This window comes from Pseudomonas sp. UC 17F4 (assembly GCF_900101695.1).
Taxonomy (GTDB): Bacteria; Pseudomonadota; Gammaproteobacteria; order Pseudomonadales; family Pseudomonadaceae; genus Aquipseudomonas.
The window spans coordinates 5262332-5284950 of the sequence record NZ_FNKV01000001.1; the positions used below are offsets into that span (position 1 = coordinate 5262332).

Sequence of the window (22619 nt, forward strand, 5' to 3'; positions counted from 1 at the left end):
CTGCAAGCTGCAAGCCTCAAGCTGCAAGCTAGAGCCAAGCGCGCACGGCTCTAGCTTGCAGCTTGAGGCTTGTAGCTTGCAGCTCCCTATATCTCTACCTGAGTGCCAAGTTCGATCACCCGGTTCAACGGCAAGTTGAAAAACCTCAGGTTGCCGTTGGCATTCTTCAGCAAAAAGGCAAACAGCAGCCCCCGCCAGCGCGACATGCCCACCAGCCGCGACGGGATCACCGTTTCGCGGCTGAGGAAATAGGTCGTGCGCATCGGACTGAAATCCAGCCCTTCCAGGTGACAGAGCTTCAATGCCGCCGGCACATCCGGCTCATCCATGAAGCCAAAGTGCAACAGCACCCGGTAGAAACCCTCGCCATACGCCTCGACCTCGAAGCGCTGCTGCGCCGGCACCCGCGGGGTGTCCTCGCTGACCACGGTCAACAGCACCACCTGCGAGTGCAGCACCTGGTTGTGCAGCATGTTATGCAACAACGCGTGAGGCACGGCATCCGCCCGTGCGGTGAGAAACACCGCCGTGCCTTCGACCCGATGCGGCGGCTGCACGCGAATGCTGCTGATGAACAGCGGCAACGGCAGGCTGCCTTCGTCCAGGCGCTCGACCAGAATCTGCTTGCCGCGCTTCCAGGTGGTCATCAAGACAAACAGGACAATCCCCGCCAGCACCGGAAAAGCCCCGCCCTGAACGATTTTCGGCACGTTGGCGGCAAAGAACAGGCCATCGACAAAGAGAAATCCCAGCAAAATCGGCACCGCCAGCAGCGGCGGCCATTTCCACAGCAACAACATCACCGTCGACACCAGCAGCGTGGTCATCAACATGGTGCCAGTCACTGCCACGCCATAGGCCGAGGCCAGCGCCCCGGAAGACTCGAAGCCCAGCACCAGCAGGATCACCCCGACCATCAGCGACCAGTTCACCGCACCTATATAGATCTGCCCCTGTTCGTCACTGGAGGTGTGCTGGATTTGCATACGCGGCACATAGCCAAGCTGGATGGCCTGGCGGGTCAGGGAGAAGGCCCCGGAAATCACCGCCTGGGAGGCAATCACCGTGGCCAGGGTGGATAAACCGACCAACGGTATCAACGCCCAGTTCGGCGCCAGCAAATAGAACGGGTTGCGCGCTGCCTCCGGGTTTTGCAGCAACAGCGCGCCCTGGCCGAAATAGTTGAGCACCAGCGCCGGCAGCACCAGGGCAAACCAGGCGCGGGCAATGGGTTTGCGGCCAAAGTGGCCCATGTCGGCATACAGTGCTTCAGCGCCGGTCAGGGCCAGCACCACGGCGCCAAGAATCGCTACGCCCATGCCCGGGTGAACAATAAAGAAGCGCACGGCCCACACCGGGTTGAAAGCCTTGAGCACCTCCGGGCTCTGGGCGATGCCATGCACGCCCAGAGCGCCGAGCACCACGAACCAGGTGACCATCACCGGACCAAAGAGGATGCCAATGCGCGCCGTGCCATGCTTCTGGATCAGGAACAGCGCCACCAGCACGATCAACGCCACCGGTATCACCCAGTGGTCGATGCCGTCGAAGGCCAGCTCCAGGCCCTCTACCGCCGACAATACCGAAATCGCCGGGGTGATCATGCTGTCGCCGTAGAACAGCGCCGCGCCGATCAGGCCGCAGCCGACCATCAGCGCCTTGAGCTTGGGGTACGGCGCCGAGGCGCGCCGGGCCAACGCAGTCAAAGCCATGATGCCGCCCTCGCCCTGGTTGTCGGCGCGCAGGATGAACACCACGTACTTGATCGTCACCACCCAGATCAGCGACCAGAAAATCAGGCCGAGGATGCCCAGCACCCCATCATGATTGACCGGTACGCCGTAACCGCCCGAAAACACCTCCTTGAGGGTATACAAGGGGCTGGTGCCAATATCGCCGTAAACCACTCCGACCGCTGCCACCAGCAGGCTCAACGGCTTTGCCACCGAATGCCCGGAATCGGCCTGACTACTTGCCTGAACCATCCATCACTCCCGCCACCAGGCCCCTTGCACCAGACACAGGCACACTGCCGCGAAGCATAGCTGAGCGTTCGTCGTATTTCTGCTGGTCAAGTGACTTTGCGCTCGCTAGAATTGCGCACTTTTTGATCAGAGGCGCCCAAAGCGCCCATCAGGTTTGCCCGCCGGCCCGGCCAGGCAAGCCCTTCAATACCGAGGTTAGCCATGTCCACCACTCCTACGCCCACCACGCCCAAGGTCGGCTTCGTTTCCCTGGGTTGCCCCAAGGCCCTGGTCGATTCCGAGCGCATCCTGACCCAGCTGCGCATGGAAGGTTATGAAGTCGTGCCCACCTACGAGGACGCCGACGTAGTGGTGGTCAACACCTGCGGCTTCATCGACAGCGCCAAGGCCGAGTCCCTGGAAGTGATTGGCGAAGCCATCAAGGAAAACGGCAAGGTCATCGTCACCGGCTGCATGGGTGTCGAGGAAGGCAGCATCCGTGACGTGCACCCCAGCGTGCTCTCGGTAACCGGCCCGCAGCAGTACGAGCAGGTGGTCAATGCCGTGCACGAAGTCGTGCCGCCGCGCCAGGACCATAACCCGCTGATCGACCTGGTGCCGCCACAGGGCGTCAAGCTGACCCCGCGCCACTACGCCTACCTGAAGATTTCCGAAGGCTGCAACCACAGCTGCAGCTTCTGCATCATCCCGTCGATGCGCGGCAAGCTGGTCAGCCGCCCGGTCGGCGAAGTGCTGAGCGAGGCCGAGCGCCTGGTCAAGGCCGGGGTCAAGGAAATCCTGGTGATCTCCCAGGACACCAGCGCCTACGGCGTCGACGTCAAGTACAAGACTGACTTCTGGAACGGCCGCCCGGTCAAGACGCGCATGCTCGAGCTGTGCGAAGCGCTGAGCAGCCTCGGCGCCTGGGTGCGCCTGCACTATGTGTACCCGTACCCGAACGTCGACGACGTGATCCCGCTGATGGCGGCCGGCAAGATCCTGCCGTACCTGGACATCCCGTTCCAGCACGCCAGCCCGAAAGTGCTCAAGTCGATGAAACGCCCGGCGTTCGAAGACCGCACCCTGGCGCGCATCAAGAACTGGCGCGAGCAGTGCCCGCAACTGGTGATCCGTTCGACCTTCATCGTCGGCTTCCCAGGTGAAACCGAAGAAGACTTCCAGTACCTGCTCGACTGGCTGACCGAAGCCCAGCTCGATCGCGTCGGCTGCTTCCAGTATTCGCCGGTCGAAGGCGCCCCGGCCAACGACCTGGGCCTGGACGAAGTGCCGGACGACATCAAGCAGGAGCGCTGGGATCGCTTCATGGCCCACCAGCAGGCGATCAGCACCGCCCGCCTGCAACTGCGCATCGGCAAGGAAATCGACGTGCTGATCGATGAAGTCGAAGACGAAGGCTCGGTCGGCCGCAGCTTCTTCGATGCTCCGGAAATCGACGGCAACGTGTTCATCGATGGCAACCACGGCTTCAAGCCGGGCGACACCGTTCGCTGCCGGGTGACCGACGCCGACGAGTACGATATGTGGGCCGAACCGATCTGATCCGGCGCCAATAAAAAAATGCCCTGCCATCGATGGCGGGGCTTTTTTTTGCAACTATCGTTTCCTCAATCGCCACGAGGAGACCATCGTAATGCGCAGGCACATGACCGTGCAGACACCCAGCCTGCGCGACTACCCGGAGCTGGCGCGGGTGTGGGAAACGTCCGTGCGCGCCACCCACGACTTTCTCCCCGACAGCTACATCTGCCTGCTGCGTGAGCTGCTACTGAGCCAGTACCTGGACGCGGTAATGCTGATTTGCTGCAAGGACGCCAGCCAGCGCATCCGCGGCTTTGCCGGGGTCGCTGGCGGACGGGTGGAGATGCTCTTCATCGACCCCGAGGCGCGCGGCCAGGGCCTGGGCGCAAGGCTGCTGCGGGTGGCCATCGACGAGCTGCACGCCGAGCAACTGGACGTCAACGAACAGAATGCCCAGGCCCTGGGCTTCTACCTGCGCCAGGGCTTTGAAGTGGTCGGCCGCTCAGAAACGGACGGCATGGGCCAGCCCTACCCCCTACTTCACATGAGGCTAATTCGTACGCAGTCTGTCCGCACCGACTGAAGGCTTGTGTAATCCCCCTCTGAAATGCCGCGAAAGCGCAGATTAATGGCCGGATCGACGAATGTTACCGGCCCCAAGCCCGTCCAGGCAGTTACAATAGGCACCTTTCCCTGTGTCTACGGCTGTCGTCATGTCTGAACCCATTCGCCTTTCCAAACGCCTTATCGAACTGGTCGGTTGCTCCCGGCGCGAGGCCGAGCTGTACATCGAGGGCGGCTGGGTCACGGTGAACGGCACCGTGATCGACGAGCCGCAATTCAAAGTCACCGATCACAAGGTCGAACTGCGCCAGGGCGCCAAGGCCGAAGCCCTGGAGCCGGTCACCCTGCTGCTCAACCAGCCCGCCGGGCTCGACGTCGATGCCGCCTGCGCCAGCATCAGCGCCGACAGCCTCTCGCCGGAGCACAGCTACAGCCGTCGCCCGCTCAAGGGCCACTTCGCCCGCCTGAGCTGCGCCGCGCCGCTGCAAGAAGGCGCCAGCGGCCTGCAAGTGTTCACCCAGGACTGGCGCGTGACCCGCAAGCTCGATGCCGACCTGACCAAGCTCGAGCAGGAATACATCGTCGAAGTCACTGGCGAAATGATCGCCCACGGCCTGGAGCGGCTGAACCGCGGCTTCACCTGGAAAGGCAACGAGCTGCCGAAGATCAAGGCCAGCTGGCAGAACGAGACGCGCCTGCGCATGGTCCTGAAAAACCCGCCTGCCGGGCTCATCGACCTGCTCTGCCGCAGCGTCGGCGTCACCCCGGTGAGCATGCGCCGCATCCGCCTCGGTGGCGTCGCCATGAGCAAGCTGCCGCTGGGCCAGTGGCGCTACCTGGCAGCCAGCGAAAAATTCTAAGCAACACGGCGCCGCCACCCAGGCGGCGCCCCTGAACAGGATTGTCCCCATGATTCACAACGATGTACTGCGCAGCCTGCGCTACCTGCTGGACGTCAACGACGCCAAGCTCACCGATATCATCAAGCTGAGCGGCTTCGAAGTATCCACCGCCGATATCGCCACCTACCTCAAGAAGGAAGAAGAGGAAGGCTTCGTGCGCTGCCCCGATGAAGTCATCGCCCATTTCCTCGATGGCCTGGTGATCTTCAAGCGCGGCAAGGACGACAGCCGTGCGCCGCTGCCGGTCGAACTGCCGGTGACCAACAACATCGTCATGAAGAAGCTGCGCGTGGCCTTCGAGCTTAAAGAGGACGACCTGCACGCGATTCTCAAGGCCGCCGACTTCCCGGTGTCCAAGCCAGAGCTCAGCGCCCTGTTCCGCAAGGTCGGGCACAACAACTACCGCCCGTGCGGCGACCAGTTGCTGCGCAACTTCCTCAAGGGCCTGACCCTGCGGGTTCGTGGCTGAGCCGACGATGAACTACAGCGTTGCTCCCATCGGCCACGTGCGCTCCTGCTTCAAGGAAAAGTTCGCCATTCCGCGTCAGCCGCAACTGGCGCCGGCCGCCCATGGCGTGCTGGAGCTGCTGCCACCCTACGACAACGGCGAGGCCGTTGCCGGCCTTGAGCAGGTCAGCCATGTCTGGCTGCTGTTCCTGTTCCACCAGGCGCTGGAAGACAAACCGCGGTTGAAGGTGCGCCCGCCTCGGCTGGGGGGCAACAAGTCCATGGGGGTGTTTGCCACCCGTGCCACCCACCGGCCCAATGGCATCGGTCAGTCGGTGGTCAGGCTGGAGAAGGTCGAAGCCGGCCGCTTGTGGCTGTCGGGCATCGACCTGCTTGATGGCACCCCGGTATTGGATATCAAGCCTTACGTGCCCTACGCCGATGCCGTGGCCGACGCGACCAACCAGATGGCTGACGCGCCACCTGCGCCGATTGCCGTGAGCTGGAGCGATACTGCCCTGCCCCAGGCCCGCGAGCACGCCTTGCGCCTGGCCGAGCCGCTGGTGGAGCTGATCGAACAATGCCTGGCCCAGGACCCGCGCCCGGCCTACCAGGTACCACCACCCGAGCGCGTGTACGGGGTTAGGTTCTGGGATGTGCAGGTGCGCTGGCACTACCCGCAACCGGATCAGATCCGGGTGCTGGAAGTGGTGATGGACCTGTAGGTACCGTCCTGCTCTTCAATGGGCCTGGCTGGCGAGCCAGTGGGAGCGGGCTTGACCCGCGATGAGGCCAGTACAGCCAGCACATCAGGTATTGCCTGGATTGCGACCGCTTCGCGCTCGATCGCGGGGCAAGGCCCGCTCCCACAAATCCGCGGCATGCAGACCCGCTACTTCAGGCACAAAAAAAAGCAGGCCGAAGCCTGCTTTTTTGTTTTCAGTGTCTTACTTCTCGACGAATGCACGCTCGATCAGGTAATCACCCGGCTCACGCATACGCGCCGAGATCTTCAGGCCGAAGCTGTCGAGCACTTCGCTGGTCTCGTCGAGCATGCTCGGGCTACCGCAGATCATCGCGCGGTCGTCCTGCGGGTTGATCGGCGGCAGGCCGATGTCGCTGAACAGCTTGCCGCTGCGCATCAGGTCGGTCAGGCGGCCCTGGTTCTCGAATGGCTCGCGGGTCACGGTCGGGTAGTAGATCAGCTTGTCACGCAGCGCTTCACCGAAGAACTCGTTCTGCGGCAGGTGCTCGGTGATGAATTCGCGGTAGGCGACTTCGTTGACGTAGCGCACGCCGTGGACCAGGATGACTTTTTCGAAGCGCTCGTAGGTTTCCGGGTCCTGGATGACGCTCATGAACGGCGCCAGGCCAGTGCCGGTGCTGAGCAGGTACAGGTGCTTGCCCGGGTTCAGGTCGTCGAGTACCAGGGTGCCGGTAGGCTTCTTGCTGATGATGATTTCATCGCCTTCCTTCAGGTGCTGCAACTGGGAGGTCAGCGGGCCGTCCGGCACCTTGATGCTGAAGAACTCCAGATGCTCTTCCCAGTTCGGGCTGGCAATCGAATAGGCGCGCATGAGCGGGCGGCCGTTTGGCTGTTGCAGGCCGATCATCACGAACTGACCGTTCTCGAAGCGCAGGCCCGGATCGCGGGTGCACTTGAAGCTGAACAGGGTGTCGTTCCAGTGGTGAACACTGAGGACACGTTCGTGGTTCATGTTGCTCATGTACGGGCTCCTGAAGAAAAACGCGGCGCTAAGCGAGAGCGCGATTGCGCAATAGTTTAGTGCCAGCGACAATATCTGTTAAATGAATTATCAAGATATGTCTTATCGGTTATATAGATATGCGATTTACCCTTCGTCAGCTCCAGGTGTTCGTTGCCGTGGCCCAGTACCAAAGCGTCTCGCGGGCCGCCGGAATACTGGCGTTATCGCAATCGGCCGCCAGTACATCGATCACCGAACTTGAGCGCCAGTCCAGCTGCCAGCTGTTCGACCGCGCCGGTAAACGCCTGAGCCTCAACGCCCTGGGCCATCAACTGCTGCCCCAGGCGGTGGCCCTGCTCGACCAGGCCAAGGAAATCGAGGACCTGCTCAACGGCAAGTCCGGTTTCGGCTCGCTGGCGGTGGGCGCGACCCTGACCATCGGCAACTACCTGGCCACCCTGCTGATCGGCAGCTTCATGCAGATCCACCCGGAGAGCCAGGTGAAGCTGCATGTACAGAACACTGCGCATATCGTGCAACAGGTTGCCCATTACGAAATTGATCTGGGTCTAATTGAAGGCGACTGCAACCACCCGGACCTGGAAGTGCAGCCGTGGGTCGAGGACGAGCTGGTGGTGTTCTGTGCGCCGCAGCACCCCTTGGCCAAACGCGGCCAGGCGAGCATGGAAGAACTCACCCATGAGGCCTGGATCCTGCGTGAACAGGGCTCGGGCACCCGCCTGACCTTCGATCAGGCCATGCGTCACCACCGCTCCAGCCTCAACATACGCCTGGAGCTGGAACACACCGAGGCGATCAAGCGCGCGGTCGAGTCGGGCCTGGGCATTGGCTGCATCTCGCGCCTGGCCCTGCGCGACGCATTCCGTCGCGGCAGCCTGGTACCGGTGGAAACCCCCGAACTGGACCTGGCCCGGCAGTTCTTCTTCATCTGGCACAAGCAGAAGTACCAGACCTCTGCCATGCGCGAGTTTCTCGAACTGTGCCGCAGCTTTACCGCAGGCGTCAGCCGCAGCGACGAGATCGTCCTGCCGACCATCGCTTAAAGCAGAATCACCGCCCAAGTCAGGCCAACCATGCTCAAGGCCACGAACTGGGCGGCACTGCCCATGTCCTTGGCGTTCTTCGACAGCGGGTGGCGATCGAGGGAAATGCGGTCGATCGCTGCCTCCACCGCCGAATTGAGCAATTCGACGATCAGCCCCAGCAAGCACACGGCGATCAGGATCGCCCGCTCGGCACGGCTGACATCCAGCCAGAAGGCCACCGGAATCAACACAACGTTGAGCAGCACCAGCTGACGGAACGCTGCCTCACCGGTGAACGCAGCACGCAGGCCATCGAACGAATAGCCGGCGGCGTTGAAAATACGTTTAAGGCCGGTCTGGCCCTTGAAAGGCGACGACATAGAAGGTCACTTCATCCACTGAAAACGCTGCAGCCTAGTGTAGGTACAGTCAAAAAAGCGTGAAGGCCAATGGCCTTAAGTGGCCGAAACCGATTCCAGTTGTTGCAGCAACAAAGCGGCCTGGGTCCGGGTCCGCACGCCCAGCTTACGGAAAATCGCCGTCACATGGGCCTTGATGGTCGCTTCCGACACGCTCAGTTCGTAGGCAATCTGCTTGTTCAGCAGCCCTTCGCAGACCATGGTCAAAACCCGGAACTGTTGCGGCGTCAGGCTGGCAAGCCCTTCACTGGCGGCCTTGGCCTCAGCGGACACATCGACTTTTTCGAACGCCTGCGGCGGCCACCAGACCTCGCCATCGAGAACCTTCTGCACTGCGTCCTGAATCACTTCCAACGGGCTTGATTTGGGAATGAAGCCACTGGCGCCGAATTCGCGGGACTTGACCACGACCGCGGCTTCTTCCTGAGCCGAGACCATCACCACCGGAATCTGCGGGTACTGCCCGCGCAGCAACACCAGCCCGGAGAAGCCGTAGGCGCCCGGCATGTTCAGGTCCAGCAGCACCAGGTCCCAGTCGGCTTTTTCGGTCAGGCGGGTTTCCAGTTCGGCGATGCTTGCCACCTCGACCAGGCGTACATCCGGGCCCAGGCCCAGGGTAACGGCCTGGCGCAGTGCGCTGCGAAATAGCGGGTGGTCATCGGCAATCAGGATTTCGTATGTGGCCATCGATCTAATGATCCTGTTCTGTGCAGGCGCAGGAAAGGAAGAATAGGCGCCTGGCGGGCAACTCGAGGCGACGGCAACGCCGTCTGCCCAAACGGCACATCGAGGCCAGGAAAAACAGCGTTTCAAGCCATCGTCGTGCTCGAATCGGCGCCAAGGATGCCGAGCCAGGACCGGGTGGTCAAGCTCAATACCCGCCCTGCTCGCCCACCCTGGCCACCAATCTGCCCATTATGCCGCAAAGTGCCGCGCCTGCCCCTTGTACTATAGGAAGGTATGCAAACGCTGGTGCACGGTGTCCTGCTCATCCAGTGGCAGTTGATGCTTGGCACTCAGGTAATGGGTGGTGAACACGTCCAGGTAGGCATCCAGTGCCTCGGCTGCACGTTGATCACCGGCCAGCTCCAGGCACATGGCGGCCACTTCGGCGGTGCAGAAGTGATCGTCGCGCTTGGAGCGACGCAGGCGGTAGCGCGAAATCTGCTCGGGCTGCAGGCTCAGGACCGGGAAGCGGTTCAAGTACGGGCTTTTGCGAAACATCTTGCGCGCTTCGGTCCAGGTGGCGTCCAGCAGGATGAACAGCGGGCGCTTGCCCGGTACCCGCTGCACCTCGTTGACCACCCGCCCTGGCTCGACGAACTCGCCAGGGAAAACAATATACGGCTGCCAGTGCGGCTGCTCGAGCAAGGCCAGCAAAGTCTCGTCGACCGCCGTACGCTGCCAGCCAAAGGCCGAGGTGTCGGCGATCAGGTCGGCGATCAGCCAGCCGGTGTTGGTCGGCTTGAGTGGCTCGGTGTCATGCATCAGCAGGCAGATGCCCGAATCAGCCGGTACTTGCGGGCGCCAGGCGCACAGGCAATAACTGGGGATCACCCGGCACTGCGGGCAGCGCGGCGCCCGCGAACCACGGGCAACGAAGGGTTTGACACTGCGCGCCAGGCGCTCGGCGCGCAGGCGCGATACGGCATGGCTCATGACTGGGCACAACGTGGGCAATAAAGGGATGGCACTGCACGGACTCGGCAAGACGGAAATCCCGGGCAGTTTATCAGAGCCTGCCTACGGGTAGACTGGATTTGCCGTGCAGCTAAAGCAGCGACTCCTTATAATCTTCCACCTGTCGCTACCCGCTGGCCTTGCCGTTGCGCCGTGACGGAACACCGTGCGCCGTTGTTGGTCCAATTGCCAGTTACCGAACCAGGAGAGATTCATGCTGCGTTTCATCGTCCCGTCCCTGAGCCTGTTGCTCGCCCTGCCCCTGGCGGCCAATGCCGCGTCCAAGCAGGAGTACGAGCTGAGCCGGATGCTGCAAAAAGTTGCCACGCAAAGCAGCGTCGGCACGCCGCGGGCGATCAACGAAGACATCCTCGACCAGGGCTACACCGTCGAAGGCAAGCAACTGATCAACCACCTGAGCGTGCTGCCAAGCCATGCGCAAAAGATGCAGGCCGACCCCAACCGGGTACGCAGCCAACTGGGTGACAGCGTGTGCAAGAACACCGGTTATCGCCTGCTGATGGAAAAAGGCGCGGTGCTGACCTATCGCTTCACCGAGTACAAGACCAACCGCCCGGTCAGCGAACAGGCCTTCAACGCCGCCAGCTGCGGCCTGAAGCTCAAGAAGTAACGGCCTTAGGCAACCCGCTCCCTGTCGCGCCGCTGTTTTTCATCGGCGCGCAGTTCGGCCACCAGGGCCTGGATGTACCGCGAGTGCCGCTCCCCTCCCCCCAGCCGTCGCAGGCACTCCTGTTCAAGGCTCAGGTTGTTGGCCTGCGCCGCGCTCTGAAGCAACTGGAATAGCTGCTCGTCGAGCTCAAGGTTAAGCCGTTGCATGCTGCAGCCTCCCTGCATCGCGCTGACTCGCTCTGAGCTTCAGTTAACCAGACCCTCACAATGATTGGATCCCAGCTGACGAGCGGTTCCACTGCGGCGCGATACTGCGCGGATCATTCGGCATAAACACGCGCCAGGGTCTAGATTGATAGCAACCACCCTGTAATTTTTGGGCAAGCAAAGGGGGTTGCCCATGGATGCCTTGCGCTGCACCCGAAGCCATGAAGAACAATAAGTTGTATGGACCCATTACCACTGCACTGAGACCTTGCAGGTCTACTGCAATGCTCGGGGGTCACACTCGAGCCACGGCAGCCAGCGACACATGCAGTGTCGCGGCCGGGCAGCCCATTGCCGCCCGGTCAGAGGTTTTGCTGCAGAAGGAGACGCTTGAATGCCTTACCAACCGAATGAACTGCTATCGAGTCACTTCAGCAACAATGGAATCGACCTGAGCAAGATCGAAGAACAACTGAACCTGGTTGCGCCCAACAGCCCCAACCTGCCGCTGTACCGCGACATGATGCTGACCGTCCTGCGCATGGCCCATGACGACCGCAACCGCTGGAACGCCAAGATTACCCTGCAGGCCCTGCGCGAACTCGATCACGCCTTTCGTACCCTCGAACAGTACAAAGGCCGACGCAAGGTTACGGTGTTTGGCTCGGCCCGCACGCCGATCGAACACCCGATGTATGCCCTGGCCCGGGAACTGGGGGCGACTCTGGCCCGTTCCGACCTGATGGTCATCACCGGCGCCGGTGGCGGGATCATGGCTGCCGCCCATGAAGGCGCCGGGGTGGAACACAGCCTGGGCTTCAACATCACTCTGCCGTTCGAGCAACACGCAAACCCCACGGTGGACGGCACCGACAAGTTGCTGCCGTTCCACTTCTTCTTCATTCGCAAGCTGTTCTTCGTCAAGGAAGCCGATGCCCTGGTGCTGTGCCCGGGCGGCTTCGGCACCCTGGATGAAGCACTGGAAGTACTGACCCTGATCCAGACCGGCAAAAGCCCGCTGGTGCCAGTGGTGCTACTGGACTCGCCCGGCGGCAGCTTCTGGCAGGAGGCGCTGAACTTTATTACTCGCCAACTGGAAGAGAACCGCTACATCCTGCCCAGCGACATGAAACTGCTGCGCCTGGTGTACAGCGCCGACGAGGCAGTGGAAGAAATCAACCAGTTCTATAGCAACTACCACTCCAGCCGCTGGCTGAAGAACCAGTTTGTGATTCGCATGCAGCATCCGCTTAGTGAAGCCGCGCTGTTTGACTTGCAGGAGGGATTTGCGGACTTGCGCCTGAGCGGCAATTTCCATCAGCACGCCTATGGCGGCGAACAGCATGACGAGGCGCGCTTCAGTCATTTGACCCGCCTGGCCTTCGCCTTCAACGGGCGCGATCAGGGGCGCCTGCGCGAGTTGGTCGACTTCATCAACCTGTCGGAGAACTGGGCCAAGCCAGAGCCCATGCACACTACCCAGCGGGCACGGGAAGCATTGAAAGTCACCTGAGCCGTCAGTCGTCCAGCCCTCGGCCGCTCAACAGGCGGCCGACCGATTCCATGGAAAAACCACGGTAAACCAGAAAACGGGTTTGCTGGGCGCGGCTGCGCGGATCGATAGGCAAATGACCGGCAAACTTGCGCTGCCAGACATCCTGCAACAGCGCCGACCAGTCCACCCCGCATTCACGCAGTGCCTGGTCGATGTCACCGCGGTGCAGCCCGCGCTGGCCCAGCTCCTCACGAATACGCGCAGGGCCGTAGCCCGAGCGTGAACGGTAGCTAATGAAACTTTCCAGGTAACGGGCTTCGCTGAGCAGGCCCTCTTCCGTCAAACGGTCGAGTTCCTGGTCAATCAATTCGGCGGGGGCGCCGCGCTGACGCAACTTGCGCGTCAGCTCGACTCGACCGTGCTCGCGACGTGCGAGCAGGTCCATGGCTGTCCGCCTTACGGCGACGGGGGTATCGAGTACGGCGGACATGGGTGCGATCAGTAGCCGGCTTCAGCTTCGGTTTCGTCTTCAGGCTCGGCGTTAACCGCTGCAGCCTTGCCAGCCGCTTCAACGGCGCCGGCATTGAGCAGCTTGTCGCGGATCTGCTTCTCGAGCGTCGCGGCGATTTCCGGGTTCTCCTGGAGGAACTTGGCCGAGTTGGCCTTGCCCTGACCGATCTTGCTGCCCTGGTAGCTGTACCAGGCACCGGATTTTTCCAGGAAGCCGTGCAGCACGCCGAGGTCTATGATCTCGCCGTTGCGGTAGATGCCCTTGCCGTAGAGGATCTGGAATTCAGCCTGACGGAATGGCGGCGCCACCTTGTTCTTGACGATTTTGACCCGGGTTTCGCTACCAACGACTTCGTCGCCTTCCTTCACCGCGCCGGTACGGCGGATGTCGAGACGGACCGAAGCGTAGAACTTCAGCGCGTTACCACCGGTGGTGGTTTCCGGGCTGCCGAACATCACGCCGATCTTCATGCGGATCTGGTTGATGAAGATCACCAGGCAGTTGGCGTTCTTGATGTTACCGGTGATTTTACGCAGCGCCTGGGACATCAGGCGAGCCTGCAGGCCCACGTGCATGTCACCCATTTCGCCTTCGATCTCGGCCTTGGGTACCAGCGCCGCCACGGAGTCGACGATGATCACGTCAACGGCGTTGGAGCGCACCAGCATGTCGGTGATTTCCAAGGCCTGTTCACCGGTATCCGGCTGCGAGACCAGCAGGTCGTCGACATTGACGCCCAGCTTGCCGGCGTATTCCGGGTCCAAGGCGTGCTCGGCGTCGACGAAGGCACAGGTAGCGCCGGCTTTCTGTGCCTGGGCAATCACCGACAGGGTCAGGGTGGTTTTACCCGACGACTCAGGGCCGTAGATTTCGACGATACGACCTTTTGGCAGACCGCCAATGCCCAGGGCAATGTCCAGGCCCAGGGAGCCGGTGGAAATGGCCGGAATCGCCTGGCGCTCGTGGTCGCCCATGCGCATGACCGCGCCTTTACCGAATTGACGCTCGATTTGCCCCAGGGCCGCAGCCAAGGCGCGCTTCTTGTTGTCGTCCATTGAAGTCCTCACGTAATCGATAGGGCCTGACGGCCAGAACACCTGTATAAGTAGCCAGTATTATTCCACAGGGTTTTGTTCCCGCCTACCCCCGATGTGCGATTTACTCTGCACCAAGGTGTAACAAGCCCTCTAGCGCGGCGATTACCGTTTGTCGGCGCACCGCATCCCGGTCGCCATCGAAGTGCCGGCGCTCGCTGCTGACATGGCTGCCATCGGCCCAGGCTAGCCATACGGTACCCACCGGTTTTGCCGGCGAGCCACCGTCGGGCCCGGCCACGCCGCTGACCGCCACGGCAAACCGCGCGCCGCTGGCCGCCTGGGCGCCACGGACCATGGCCTCGACCACTTCCTGGCTGACCGCCCCGACTTGCGCGAACAACCCCTCGGGCACCGCCAGCTGGCGGCTCTTCTGGCAGTTGGAGTAGGTCACGTACCCGGCCTCGAACCAGGCCGAGCTGCCGGGAATGCGCGTTATGGCCTCGGCGATGCCGCCGCCGGTGCAAGACTCGGCAGTGCTTACCTGGGCGTTGAAACGGCGCAGGTGCTCGCCCAGGCGGGCAGACAGTGCTGTGATCGGGTCCATGCCAAGCTCCTTGTTCAGTGCAGTTGCTTGCGCCGCGCCAATACTTCACGGGGGAAGCGAAACAGCAGGTTGTAACTGAAAAATGTCATCACGTAGAACGCCAGCAGTGACAACATCGCGACAAACGGAAACAACACCACGCTCTGCCCGAAAAAGCGAAATTTGCGCGAGTGGGTGGCAAAATCGGTGTAGGTAAAATAGTTCTGGTAGACCAGAAAAGCATCCAGCAGCACACAGCCCAAAGCGATCAAGGCATATTTTGCGATTGAAACCCGGGGCGGGGCCTCGGGCTGCAGCCGCGATCGTCTCATGATGCAGACCGTGATCCACACGGAGAAAACCGGCGCAGCCACGGCAATGTAGTTGCCGATGGCCTTGGCCGTCAGCGGGAACAGCGACGACCAGCCCCCCACCCGGCCCAGCAGGCAACCGTCGAGAAAGCGTTCGAGCTCAAAGTAGCCCCCCTCCTGGGCCTGGGCAGGAACCTGCCAGGCGAGCAGGACGATCGGCAGCAGGCTGACAGCAATGAGCACGTAGGGAATATGCAGGTAAGCCCCCTGCTGCTCGCGTCCTTTCGCCACGTTCATCCTTTCACCCGCCCTCTGTTTTGCTCGTCAGGGTGCTACGGTATCGAGCACCAGCTGGTTGAACGACTCCATGGCCTGCGCATCGATGTAAGACGAAACCGCAGCCAGAATCACTCCGGTGGCAATGATACCTGCACCGGCGGCCAAACCGGGTGCCAGCACCAGTGCCAGGCCTGCCCCCAGCAGGGCACCGGCGCCAGCGCCCACCAGTGTGCCCACGGCGATGCTTTCAAGCTCGAGCAAAAACGGCTTCCATTCACCGCTGCTGAAGCCGCTCGCCGCCTTCTGCGCCAGGGTCGTCGCCTGGACCATCTTGCCGGTAACCCCAAAGGCTTTGCCCAGGCGCTGGAAGTTGTCGGCGTAGGTTGCCACATCCAGGGCGTTGAGGGCCTGGGCAATGGCAGCAGTGTCCTTCTGGTTCATTTTGAAGCCCGGGTTGCGCGTGAGCTTTTCAAACGCCTGCATGGCTTGGTCGTAACTTTTCACCGTCTTGCCAGAAATGCCTTCCTTCAGTTGTTCCGCAGCCTTGCCCATCTGTGTGCCGAAGCGGCTGGAGACCTCCTTGCCGACATCACTGGCAAAGGCCAACGCACTTTTGTAAGCCTCCTGCTCCGCCGCCTCGCGCGCTTGCGCCTGCAGCTTGTCGAGCTTTTCCTGCAGCATGGCATTGGCACTGAGGTCGACATGCAGGCTCAGACCTGCGCTGAGCACGTCCATTACCTGGTCGATGGCCGGCGGAATGTGGTCGTCGTCGAGGGTTTTCAGCTCGGCGACCATCCTGTCGATGTTGCGCTCGAGCAGCTCGCTGCCCGGCGAGGTGGACAGGCGCAGGCGGTTGAACTTGATCAGCTCATCGCGCTTGGCCATCATCGCCTTCACCACCCCGATGGAGCGTTCGAGTTTTTGCGCCTGGCTCAGGGCAGCGTCACTGCCAGCAGCGGCTTCAGCGGCTTTTTGCTCGGCGTCGAGCGTAGCCGGCAGGTTCCTCTCCTTGACCACGAAGCTGCCGCGAATCTCGTCGCGCACCTCGAGGATCTGATAGGGAAGAATGCCCCAGACCCCGACGCCAACATCGTAGTAGGCATCGATACTGGGCCAGCCATTCCCGGACAACACCGATTCGACGACGGTGGAGTTGAACACCATCGCGCCACTGAACGCCGGACCGCCGGTTCTGGTGACGCCATCGATCGATACCGACACCGAACCGACCACCGAGCTGATGTTGCCACTGCCCCAGAAGCCGCCGAGCATCCCACCACTACCGGCACCGCTATCGCTGTTGCCGGGTGGGATCCCACGATCGACAACAATATTTTTTTCACCCATTACAAAGTCCTTTTCGTTAAAACGTAATTAAATAAATGTGCGCTCAGCGCACCAGCCCGCGCACGTACGCCTGGCACGCGCGCAAGGCGATCAGTCCGCGGTCACCGTCGTCGGTGATGGCGATAATTCGTTGCGCATGCGCCGGCTCAAGTCGGGCGCGTACGGGGTCATGATCCACGCTGCCGGTGCCGGGGGCGGCAGGCAGGCCGGCGCAACCGGAGGCGTCGCGCTCGACCAGGACCGACAGCCGCACATCAGCAGTAGCCAGGCGATCACGCAGGCGTGCCTGAGTCTGTTGAGCATCGAGTAGCTCCTGATAATGGTGTTGTTCGCTGACCGCCAGGCGCTGCGCCAGCCCCTGGCGTTGCAGGCGCTCGGCGACCAGTTGCGCGGCAGCGGATTCAGCCTGGGCTTGCCACTCGCGCTCGTGCTGCGCCGCTTGCTCCGCCAACTGCCGGCCCATGCGCCAACTCTGGACTTGCCAACTCAGCGCACAGGCCAGCAGCGTCAATAGCAGCCACGCCCCAAGCTGCAGGCGGCTCAACACAGCACCTCTCGGGCCCGCGCCCAGAGCCGCAGGCGATCTTCCAGGCCGTTGAGCCCGCCATTGATATGCCGGGTGATACGGTTGAACTCGCCGCGGTCAGCCAGCTGGTTGAGGCCGCGCGAGTGCCAGAACCAGGCCGCCGACTCGGCTGCCCATTGTGGCTGTTCGAGCAGTTGCGGTTGCTTGAGCAAACGCTCATCGCCAAACAGGGCCATGCTGCAGGCCCGGTAATTGTTGCGCCCGGTGACCTGGATCAGGCCGCGGCCGCAGTACAGCTGGCCGTCGCCATCGGCCTCGGGACTATTGCCCAGGCGCAGGGCCAGGGTGCCGGTGTCGTAGCGCGCCAGGTAACGGTCGTTGCCCAGCTCTTTGACGTAGCGCAACTGGCCGGACTCATGGCCGACCTGGGCGAGAAAAGCCGCCTGGCGCCGTGGGGTGTCGATGTCCCAGCGGGCCATGGCCAGGTTCAGTGCAGGTAGAAAAACGCCCGCATTCAGGCGGGCGTTGGGGAACACGGCAGCAAGTTGCTCCAGGGTCATATGGGGTTCCTCATCCTTGGGGTTCAAAGGGGCTGCAACTGGACCGTGCGCAGCCCTGGCCGGCTTTTGGCCTGCTTGCCCCTGGCCTTGGCTTTGCCTTTGTTGCCGCCGTTGCAGTCGACCGACGTCGCCCAGCCACTGGAGCTGAAGGTGTGTTCGACCGACTCGATCAGGTACTCACCATCCAGCCCGTCCTTGAAACCCTGGGTGAGGATCAGGCGCTCGGCAAACAGGTCGGTGCGCCCGGCCATTTCCAGGCGCACACTGGCAGTGCTGCGGTTGAACGCTGCCAGGCGTGCCTTGGCAGCCTGCTCGGCAGCAGCCTTGTTGGGGTAAACATGACGGTCGCTGTGCACCGGCTGCAGCCCAGCGGGCGAGGCATCGTTAGCCAGCTCGACAGTCTTCAGCTCGCCGCTTTTGGGATCCTGGTGACGGGTTTGCACAGCCTTGTGCGTGCCCTTGTCCGCCAGGCGAATCTGCCAGCGACTGACATCGCGACGGTTGATGGTCACCACGCCCAGGGCCTGCCCGCTGGCGCTGTGGCCGGCCTGACGCGACAGCACCAGCAACTTGCCGTCGCCGATCTTGGCCGTGCAGTCGTATTGCCTGGCCAGGCGGGTGATGAAGTTGAAATCCGACTCGTTGAGCTGGTCAACCCTGGGCAGCCGCGTGCTCACCGGGCAAACCGGCTGCCAGCCATTGCGCGCGGCAATGTCACGCACGATCTGCTGCAGCGGCACGTCCTCCCAGCTACCGCTGCGAATGCTTTTGCCGGTACCGCGCATGTCGCTGGCCTTGCCGCGGATGATGATGCTGTCAGGGGGGCCGGACAGCTCGATTTCATCCACGGTGTAGCGCCCCAGGCGCGTCAATACCTGGCCGGCATAACCCAGGTGCACCTCGATCATCGCCCCCCGTGCCGGCAACGTCACCGCACCATCGCGGTCGTCGATGCGCAGCTCGAACTCGTCGGATTCCATTCCGGGCTTGTCCGAGGTGCGCAAGGACAGCAAGCGGTCGTTGATCAGTTCGGTGATGTCCTTGCCATCGGCAACAAGACGAAACACTGGCTGCATGGTTCAGGCTCCAGAAATGAATGACCCCGCACGCGGCGGGGTCTGGTGAGAACGGTTGTCGACGAGCGTCAATCCCACAGCTGCACCGTAGCGTCGCTCGCCGCGGGTAACGCCGGCAGCAGGATCTGTACCCCGGCACGAAATGGCTGGGGCTGTTCGGCCAGGCCCTGGTTGGCGCCCAGCACGGCCTCGACTGTGCCGTTCAGGTGGCCGTAGTAGTGCTGGCACAAGGTGTCGAGCACATCGCCTTCAGCGGTTCTGCAGGTCGTCGCCATAGCTCACAAACTCCAGTGAGAAACCTTGTTTTCGCGGAATGCCGCCAGCAAGCAGATTGCTCTGGTCTTCATCGACGCCGGTCAGGCACCAGGTGCCCAGGACCTCGCCGTAACCGCTGGTGAGGGTTAGCGGCTGCAATTGCCGGCCGATACTGCGCAGCGCCTGCAACTGGCCAAGCCCGCCCTTGAAGCCTGGGAAGATCGCCCCTTTGATGCTGATTTTCTCGTCACCCAGGCCCACTGCCTGCTGGGCGGTGCTGCGCGTCAGACGCTCCTGCCCGGCCCAACGGAAGCTCGTCTGCCTGCGCAGTTCATCGAACGCGGCGGTGTCGAGGTTGAAGTAGTAAGCGGGTGATTCGGGCTTGAGTGGTTGCACAATCAGCAAATGCGGGAACGGCTTGACCGCCTCTGCCGCCGGCGTCGCTTCGGGGGCGAAGCTGCTGGTCGGCAGGATATTGGCCAGTGACGGGCTGATCTTGCCCGCCACCCGGTTGATCGCGGCGCTGACCCGGCCAATCTGGGTCTTCACCGTGGCGACGCCGTCACGCACCTGCGCCACCACCGCCACGGCCCGGTCGTATTTTGCCAGCGCCTGGTCGACAGTGGCCTGGGCCTTGTTGATCGCGCGCAAGCTGCGCTGCAGCTTGGCACCAATGGTGGGCCCGACAAAGGGCAGCGCCTCGAGCTCGGCGGCGGCACCGACGAACTCGGCGGCGGCCTCCTTGACCGGCGCCAGCATTCCGTCCGCGCTGCGCCGCCCTGCTTCGCCCGCTGCCACCAGGGCGCCGAGCCCGGATTGCAACTGGTCCATGTAGGTCATGGCACCTCCTTAAGCAACATGAGGAACGTCGTACAGCTGACGACTGGTGGATTGACGGATCAGTTCATCAAACTGCCGCCGGACAATGGCCTCGACGTTCATGGCGAGCTGCGCGGGATCGCTCAATCCGCCCTGGACGGTGATCGGCATGTTCGGCGAGAAGGTGAACTGCTGATTGATCTGCGGTGCCGGCGCCGGAATCTGCACAGTAGAACTGGCGAGGCTGGACAGCGTTTGTGCAGCAGATGACGGCTCCGCCAGCGAACGCACGACCTCACCCGGTACAGTGACAGCCGATGCCTCTTTGGCATCGCTCCCAGCTACCTGAACAGGCTTTTCGCCAGCGCCGAACAGGCGCTTGCCCAGCCAGCCACCGAGGTCTTCGCCGCCCATACCTCCGAGCATTGCGCCAATTGCCCCACCCACGGCAGTCCCCAGTACAGGTACCACCGAGCCCAGGGCTGCACCCGCAGCGGCGCCGGCCAGTGCACCGCCAAAGCCGCCGGCAGCGCTGCCATAACCCCTGGCCTTCTGTGCAGTCGTGCGCGCATTGCGATACGTGTCAACAATCCTCAAGCCAGCGTCGATAACAGACCCGCCCGGCAAGCGCCTGGCCAGGGGAGCGGCCTTGCTCACCGCCCCGAGCATGCTCGCAGTACCGCCCCGAGAAGTGAAACCCTTGAGGGGTATCGGCGCGGGTGGCCCCGAATACCCTGCAAGGCTGACCCTGTTTCCGGTCCTCCTCCCAGATCGCTTCTGGTCACGCGGCGCACGGCGACCGCGACGGCCTCCCTGCCCTCCTGAACCACCGAGAAAGTCACCGGCATTGACCACGAACACGTTCAGCGGCTCGTTGACAACCAAAACGCCTTGGGCATTGTTCGGCGTCTCTACGCCCAGCACCTTGAGACCGATCTTCATCAATCCCGATGCCTTGCCTTGGCCACCCTCGAGCGGACGGCCTCCTGCCCCACCTGCGTTGAGTACACCACGACCGATGTTCAGCGCGCCCCGGCCAATCTTGACCGCGCTCAAGGCCGTGAGCAGTACCGACACGGCGCCACCGACAAGGGCGATACCCAGCACCAGCGATTGCGACTTGTCTGTCAGCGTGGTGAAGGCCTGGGCAACGGAAGTGATGACCTTGGCCGTCGTATCGGTGAGCGGCCGGATGGCATCGCCGATGCTGCGCAGCGAATCATCGAGTGCGCCGAATGCTTCGTTCCAGATCACCGTCGAGGTTTGCCGACGCATTTGCAGATCATGGTCAAGCCCTTCGCCTTCCTTGGGCTTGGCATCACGTATCTGCTTGTACAATGCCTGGTTCTGGGTAAAGGCCATCAACGCAGCACTGGTTTGTGCATCGGCAAAGGAATCGCCGGTACGCAAACTTTGCTCCAGGGCGTTGAGCAGGGTCCTGGCAGCCTGCGGATCAGCCTCCTTGCTGATCTGTTCAGTGGCCGCAGCCATCTTTCTGGCCTTTTCCGGGTTGGTCCTTTCGAGGTACCGCCGGGCCAGGTCAAAGCTCGACTCCAGCGCCGACATGCCCTTCTGCAGCCTGGTGTTCATCGATCCCTGATAATCAATGCCGGCGTCGGCGTAGGCCGATACCGTGTCCTGGGAGTAGATGCCTGACATCCAGCTATTGAGATTTCCTGCAGCGTCATCCGAATTACCGGTCGCGCTGCGTTGAACCTGCAACATCGCCCCCACCTGGCTGACGGCAGCCAGACCGGTACTCCCCAAGGTGCCCATTTGCCCCAGCAAAGGTGCAAAGGACTTGGCCATGTCGGCGGCTTCAAAGCCGCCGGCCTTGCTTTGCACCGCAAGGACCTGCAGCGCCTGCTCCATAATCTTGGGGTCGGTGATCCGAGCGTTGTTTTGCAATGCAGTGATAATCGCTGCCGTATCCGCGCCACTCACGCCCTGACCGACAGCGAACTTGGCCGCCAGTGGTGCATAGGCCTGCGCCTTGTCCGCTTGCATGCCATTGTCCACCAGGCTTTTGACCAGGTTGGCAACGTCGTTGCGGGCCATGCCAGTGGTTTGCGAAGTCTGGATGAAGGTGCGGGCCAACTGCGCTTCCTGCGGTTTGCCAGCCACCCCGGCCTTGATCGCGATATCGCGCACGATCGATTGAAAATCCGCGCTGATCTTGGTCGGTATCGCCACCGCGCGAACGACAGTGGTGGCGCGGTCAACATTTGACTTCAGGCTTTCCTTGCCCTCGGCCAATTGTTGGTGCCCCCTGGCTTGCAACTCGGCGCTCTTGGCCGTGCGCCCCAGCCGCTGGTACTCCTTGCCCAGTTTGCCGACTTGTACGCCCTGGGCGCGCAAGCTGTCGAGGTTTCGCTCCAGCTTGCGCAGCAATCCTGCAGCTGACGCCGAACCGCTGTCGTGGGCCTGCTTCCATTGCTGACGCAGCTTTATGGCCTCGCCAACAGAGTCCTTGAGCAGCGAAGCGTTGCGGCCGCGTTGCTCAAGGTCTTTGATACGGTCTTCGACCGCGTTTAAAACGGTACCTACCGTCGGGTTGACGGCGGCACCGATTACCAGCTCAAACGCCAGTTTGCTCGCCATCTGATCCCCCTTTGCATGGGCTATCTGCTCAATCCGTGAGCCACCAGACCATGTCGTTGAACGACATGGTCATGATTTCGCCGGCGCTAAAATTCAGCTCTTTGGCGAGCCG

General features: G+C 62.3%; 25 protein-coding genes. 8 read left to right on the plus strand and 17 right to left on the minus strand.

The features are described from left to right. Positions 1-86: 86 nt before the first annotated feature. On the minus strand, positions 87-1985 hold the full coding sequence (locus tag BLR26_RS23985; protein WP_045193554.1) for a potassium transporter Kup: 1899 nt from the start codon (positions 1983-1985) through the stop codon (positions 87-89). A 201-nt stretch (positions 1986-2186) separates the two neighbouring features. On the opposite strand from BLR26_RS23985, the gene rimO reads away from it, so the two are divergent. The 5 genes from rimO to tsaA all read left to right on the plus strand — a co-directional run bounded on the left by rimO (position 2187) and on the right by tsaA (position 6141). After that, entirely contained in the window at positions 2187-3524 is a 1338-nt protein-coding gene (rimO, locus tag BLR26_RS23990) for a 30S ribosomal protein S12 methylthiotransferase RimO (RefSeq protein ID WP_045193555.1), read from the plus strand. Between the two features lie 91 nt (positions 3525-3615). Beyond that, the gene (locus tag BLR26_RS23995; protein WP_093386521.1) at positions 3616-4086 is read left to right on the plus strand and encodes a GNAT family N-acetyltransferase; all 471 of its coding nucleotides are present in this window, start codon (positions 3616-3618) and stop codon (positions 4084-4086) included. Positions 4087-4216: 130 nt separating this feature from the next. Further along, complete coding sequence (locus tag BLR26_RS24000; protein WP_093386526.1) at positions 4217-4927, plus strand: rRNA pseudouridine synthase; 711 nt, start codon at positions 4217-4219, stop codon at positions 4925-4927. A gap of 49 nt (positions 4928-4976) precedes the next feature. Continuing rightward, positions 4977-5438 carry a YehS family protein gene (locus BLR26_RS24005; protein ID WP_045193558.1) on the plus strand — a complete coding sequence of 154 codons (462 nt, stop codon included), beginning with the start codon at positions 4977-4979 and terminating at the stop codon, positions 5436-5438. A 7-nt stretch (positions 5439-5445) separates the two neighbouring features. Continuing rightward, the gene (tsaA, locus tag BLR26_RS24010) at positions 5446-6141 is read left to right on the plus strand and encodes a tRNA (N6-threonylcarbamoyladenosine(37)-N6)-methyltransferase TrmO (protein ID WP_093386529.1); all 696 of its coding nucleotides are present in this window, start codon (positions 5446-5448) and stop codon (positions 6139-6141) included. A 222-nt stretch (positions 6142-6363) separates the two neighbouring features. On the opposite strand, the gene fpr is transcribed toward tsaA, so the two are convergent. Then, positions 6364-7143: a ferredoxin-NADP reductase gene (gene fpr / locus BLR26_RS24015; protein ID WP_003222277.1), complete on the minus strand. Its 780-nt coding sequence runs from the start codon at positions 7141-7143 to the stop codon at positions 6364-6366. A gap of 119 nt (positions 7144-7262) precedes the next feature. Between fpr and BLR26_RS24020 the strand changes: the two genes are divergently transcribed. Then, a complete protein-coding gene (locus tag BLR26_RS24020) occupies positions 7263-8189 on the plus strand; it encodes a LysR family transcriptional regulator (RefSeq protein WP_045193561.1) in 927 nt (308 codons plus the stop codon). On the opposite strand, the gene BLR26_RS24025 is transcribed toward BLR26_RS24020, so the two are convergent. The 3 genes from BLR26_RS24025 to BLR26_RS24035 all read right to left on the minus strand — a co-directional run bounded on the left by BLR26_RS24025 (position 8186) and on the right by BLR26_RS24035 (position 10249). Then, positions 8186-8551: a diacylglycerol kinase gene (locus BLR26_RS24025; RefSeq protein ID WP_038996675.1), complete on the minus strand. Its 366-nt coding sequence runs from the start codon at positions 8549-8551 to the stop codon at positions 8186-8188. The genes BLR26_RS24020 and BLR26_RS24025 overlap by 4 nt on opposite strands. Before the next feature lie 75 nt (positions 8552-8626). Continuing rightward, positions 8627-9277: a response regulator transcription factor ErdR gene (gene erdR, locus BLR26_RS24030; protein WP_093386534.1), complete on the minus strand. Its 651-nt coding sequence runs from the start codon at positions 9275-9277 to the stop codon at positions 8627-8629. 261 nt (positions 9278-9538) lie between these two features. After that, entirely contained in the window at positions 9539-10249 is a 711-nt protein-coding gene (locus BLR26_RS24035) for a tRNA-uridine aminocarboxypropyltransferase (protein WP_045193563.1), read from the minus strand. 235 nt (positions 10250-10484) lie between these two features. Here BLR26_RS24035 and BLR26_RS24040 point away from each other — a divergent pair, with 235 nt between their 5' ends. Next, positions 10485-10901: a quorum-sensing-regulated virulence factor family protein gene (locus BLR26_RS24040; protein WP_045193564.1), complete on the plus strand. Its 417-nt coding sequence runs from the start codon at positions 10485-10487 to the stop codon at positions 10899-10901. A 5-nt stretch (positions 10902-10906) separates the two neighbouring features. Here the strand turns inward: BLR26_RS24040 and BLR26_RS24045 are convergent, their stop codons facing one another. Then, entirely contained in the window at positions 10907-11107 is a 201-nt protein-coding gene (locus BLR26_RS24045) for a hypothetical protein (protein WP_093386538.1), read from the minus strand. A gap of 394 nt (positions 11108-11501) precedes the next feature. Here BLR26_RS24045 and BLR26_RS24050 point away from each other — a divergent pair, with 394 nt between their 5' ends. After that, a complete protein-coding gene (locus tag BLR26_RS24050; RefSeq protein ID WP_045193566.1) occupies positions 11502-12620 on the plus strand; it encodes an LOG family protein in 1119 nt (372 codons plus the stop codon). A 4-nt stretch (positions 12621-12624) separates the two neighbouring features. On the opposite strand, the gene recX is transcribed toward BLR26_RS24050, so the two are convergent. The 11 genes from recX to BLR26_RS24105 all read right to left on the minus strand — a co-directional run bounded on the left by recX (position 12625) and on the right by BLR26_RS24105 (position 22507). Beyond that, positions 12625-13092 carry a recombination regulator RecX gene (gene recX, locus BLR26_RS24055; RefSeq protein ID WP_093386543.1) on the minus strand — a complete coding sequence of 156 codons (468 nt, stop codon included), beginning with the start codon at positions 13090-13092 and terminating at the stop codon, positions 12625-12627. Positions 13093-13100: 8 nt separating this feature from the next. Continuing rightward, positions 13101-14168 (minus strand): recombinase RecA, encoded by a 1068-nt coding sequence (gene recA / locus BLR26_RS24060; RefSeq protein ID WP_093386547.1) that lies wholly within the window; start codon positions 14166-14168, stop codon positions 13101-13103. A gap of 103 nt (positions 14169-14271) precedes the next feature. Then, on the minus strand, positions 14272-14754 hold the full coding sequence (locus BLR26_RS24065; protein ID WP_093386552.1) for a CinA family protein: 483 nt from the start codon (positions 14752-14754) through the stop codon (positions 14272-14274). Between the two features lie 14 nt (positions 14755-14768). Beyond that, positions 14769-15341 carry a hypothetical protein gene (locus BLR26_RS24070; RefSeq protein ID WP_093386557.1) on the minus strand — a complete coding sequence of 191 codons (573 nt, stop codon included), beginning with the start codon at positions 15339-15341 and terminating at the stop codon, positions 14769-14771. Between the two features lie 27 nt (positions 15342-15368). Continuing rightward, on the minus strand, positions 15369-16670 hold the full coding sequence (locus BLR26_RS24075; protein ID WP_045193571.1) for a colicin-like pore-forming protein: 1302 nt from the start codon (positions 16668-16670) through the stop codon (positions 15369-15371). Between the two features lie 43 nt (positions 16671-16713). Continuing rightward, entirely contained in the window at positions 16714-17214 is a 501-nt protein-coding gene (locus tag BLR26_RS24080; RefSeq protein WP_093386562.1) for a lysis system i-spanin subunit Rz, read from the minus strand. Next, positions 17211-17756, minus strand: a complete 546-nt coding sequence (locus BLR26_RS24085) for a glycoside hydrolase family 19 protein (protein WP_045193573.1) — start codon at positions 17754-17756, stop codon at positions 17211-17213. The genes BLR26_RS24080 and BLR26_RS24085 overlap by 4 nt, the downstream gene beginning before the upstream one ends. 23 nt (positions 17757-17779) lie before the next feature. Further along, complete coding sequence (locus tag BLR26_RS24090; protein WP_093386566.1) at positions 17780-18832, minus strand: phage late control D family protein; 1053 nt, start codon at positions 18830-18832, stop codon at positions 17780-17782. 68 nt (positions 18833-18900) lie between these two features. After that, complete coding sequence (locus tag BLR26_RS24095) at positions 18901-19107, minus strand: tail protein X (RefSeq protein ID WP_093386571.1); 207 nt, start codon at positions 19105-19107, stop codon at positions 18901-18903. Next, entirely contained in the window at positions 19082-19927 is an 846-nt protein-coding gene (locus tag BLR26_RS24100) for a phage tail protein (protein WP_093386576.1), read from the minus strand. Before BLR26_RS24100 ends, BLR26_RS24095 begins: the two co-directional genes overlap by 26 nt. A 9-nt stretch (positions 19928-19936) precedes the next feature. Continuing rightward, positions 19937-22507, minus strand: a complete 2571-nt coding sequence (locus tag BLR26_RS24105; protein ID WP_093386581.1) for a phage tail tape measure protein — start codon at positions 22505-22507, stop codon at positions 19937-19939. Between the last annotated feature and the right edge of the window lie 112 nt (positions 22508-22619).